Here is a 2,520-nt window from a genome sequence, read left to right on the forward strand (position 1 = left end):
AGATAGACGAGGACGAGCCCGGCCACCGTCCCCAGGAGCAGCAGCGGGCTGTGCCGCAGCTGCGCGTACGCGCTCCGGGCCACCATCCGCCACAGATCGCCCAGCCCCGGATAGGGGCGCACGCTGTCCACCCGCTCCGCGAGCCCCAGCCAGATCCGGCCACCGGCCCGTCGCACGGCCCGCGCCAGCGACACGTCGTCGATCACCGCCTGCCGGATCGCCTCCGGCACCTCCGCCGCCACCGCTGTCTCCGTCCGCAGCAGTACGCACCCGCCCGCCGCCGCCGTCGCCAGCGGGCGCGGCCGGTTGATCCAGCGGAAGGGGTAGAGCTGGGCGAAGAAGTACACGAAGGCCGGCACCACCAGTCGCTCCCACGGACTCGCCACCCGCAGCCGCGCCATCTGCGACACCAGGTCCAGCCCGTTCGTCTCCGCCGCCGACACCAGCAGGCGCAGGCTGTCCGGCTCGTGGGCGATGTCCGCGTCCGTCAGGAGGAGGAAGCCGGGACCGCGCGTGCGTGCCAGCGCCATCCCGCTCCGCAGCGCCCACAGCTTCCCGGTCCAGCCGGGTTCCGGCTCGCCCGCCGACACCACGGTCAGCGGCAACCCCCCGCAGCGGGCCGCGAGCTCCGCGGCGAGCCGCCCGGTGCCGTCCGTACTCCCGTCGTCCACCAGGATCACCTCGGCGAGCCCCGGATAGTCCTGGGCGAGCAGCGACGGCAGGCTCAGCGGCAGCACCGCGGCCTCGTCGCGGGCCGGCACCACGACGGCGACCCGCGGCCATCCGTCCGGCTCCCCGCCGGCCCGCCCCGCACCCCGGGGCGCGGACGGCAGCCGCTGGTCCGTGCGCCAGAAGAAGCCCTGGCCGAACAGCAGCCAGACCCAGACGGCCAGGGAGGCGAGCGCGAACCAGGCGAGGGTGCTCATTCGCGGCAGTCTGCCCCAGATCGCGGGCCCCGGAACGCTCATCGGCTAGGGTGACCGGGTGAAGATCGCGCTCATGGACTCCGGGATCGGCCTCCTCGCGGCAGCCGCCGCGGTGCGGCGGCTCCGGCCGGACGCCGACCTCCTCCTCTCGAACGACCCCGACGGAATGCCCTGGGGACCGCGTACCCCCGAAGACCTCACGGAGCGCGCCCTCGCCGTCGCCCTCGCCGCGGCCGAGCACCGCCCGCAGGCCCTGATCGTGGCCTGCAACACCGCCACCGTGCACGCCCTCCCCGCCATCCGCGCGGCCCTGGAACCGGCCATCCCGGTCATCGGCACCGTCCCGGCGATCAAGCCCGCCGCCGCCGGCGGCGGCAAGGTCGCCATCTGGGCGACCCCGGCCACCACCGGCAGCGCCTACCAGCGGGGTCTCATCCGCGACTTCGCCGACGGCGCGGACGTCACCGAGGTGCCCTGCCCGGGACTCGCCGACGCCGTGGAGCACGCCGACCCCGACGCCGTGGACCGCGCGGTCGTCGCCGCCGCCGCGCTCACCCCCCGGGACGTCCGCACCGTCGTCCTCGGCTGCACCCACTACGAGCTGGTGGAGGACCGTATCCTCGCCGCCCTCCTGGCCCGCGGCCGCGCCGGACTGCCCCCGCTCGTCTTCCACGGCTCCGCCGACGCCGTCGCGGCGCAGGCGCTGCGCCGGGCCGGCGCGCTGCCCGCCCCCGACGCCGACCCCACCGGCAGTCTCTCGGTGCTCCTGAGCGGACGTCCGGGCCGGCTCCCCGCCACCGCCCTCGGGTACGCCGAGGGCCGGCTCCTCGCCGCGGCGGCCGCCGCCCACTGAGCGCCGGGGCCCGAGGCCGGCTGACGGGGCTCGCCGCCCCCGAGCGCCGGAGCCCCGAGGCACCTTCACCCGGTCGCGAACGAGACACCGGTCACCCGCCGGACGGACGCCCCCGCTCCCCGCCGGGGTCCGCTCACTCCGGGTGTGCGGAGAACCCCGCTCCGTCGCGCTGTTCCGGGCGAACCTGGGTACTCTTCCCGATATGAGGGACCTTGCCCGGAATTCGAACGCCGACGAGCGGACGCCCGCCGTCTGGACCGGACGCGCCACGAACCGCTTCCAGTGGGTCGCCGCGGTCGCCGGTGCCGCCTGCATGGCCCTCGGCATCGCCATCGCCGTCGAGTCGGCCTGGACCTCGGGCATCGCACCCCTCCTGATGGCCGTGATCGGCTGCGTCGCCGCCGGGCTGCTGGTCCTCTTCGGCACCCTCGCCTTCGTCCACGTGGCCGTGAAGGTGGACGACAGCGCCATGGAGGTCCGCTGCGGTCACATCGGCGTACCGCGCCGCCGCATCCTCCTCTCCCACGTCGTCGGCGCCGACTTCGAGCCGAGCGTCACCCCCCGCCACTGGGGCGGCTGGGGCTACCGCTGGCGCCCCGAGCAGGGCACGGCCGTGGTCGTCCGGCGGGGCGAGGGCCTGATCCTGCGCCTCGGCGACGGACTGACGTTCACCGTCACCGTGGACGACGCCGAGTCCGCGGTGCGCGTCATCCGCGACCGCCTCCGCGGCATGGCCCCGCC

Annotated in this window: 3 protein-coding genes; 2 read left to right on the forward strand and 1 reads right to left on the reverse strand. The window is 76.0% G+C overall.

All coding sequences use genetic code 11. From position 1 onward, the window contains the following. Nucleotides 1-926 (reverse strand): glycosyltransferase (locus EAO70_RS08950; protein WP_148002474.1); only part of this gene is annotated, 926 nt, incomplete at its 3' end. 58 nt (nucleotides 927-984) lie between these two features. Between EAO70_RS08950 and EAO70_RS08955 the strand changes: the two genes are divergently transcribed. Together EAO70_RS08955 and EAO70_RS08960 are read left to right on the forward strand one after the other, a co-directional pair. After that, entirely contained in the window at nucleotides 985-1,779 is a 795-nt protein-coding gene (locus EAO70_RS08955; RefSeq protein WP_148002475.1) for a glutamate racemase, read from the forward strand. Nucleotides 1,780-1,981: 202 nt separating this feature from the next. Continuing rightward, a partial coding sequence (locus EAO70_RS08960; protein WP_148002493.1) for a hypothetical protein occupies nucleotides 1,982-2,520 on the forward strand: 539 nt, incomplete at its 3' end.

Source organism: Streptomyces sp. adm13(2018) (genome assembly GCF_008042145.1).
Taxonomy (GTDB): domain Bacteria; phylum Actinomycetota; class Actinomycetes; order Streptomycetales; family Streptomycetaceae; genus Streptomyces.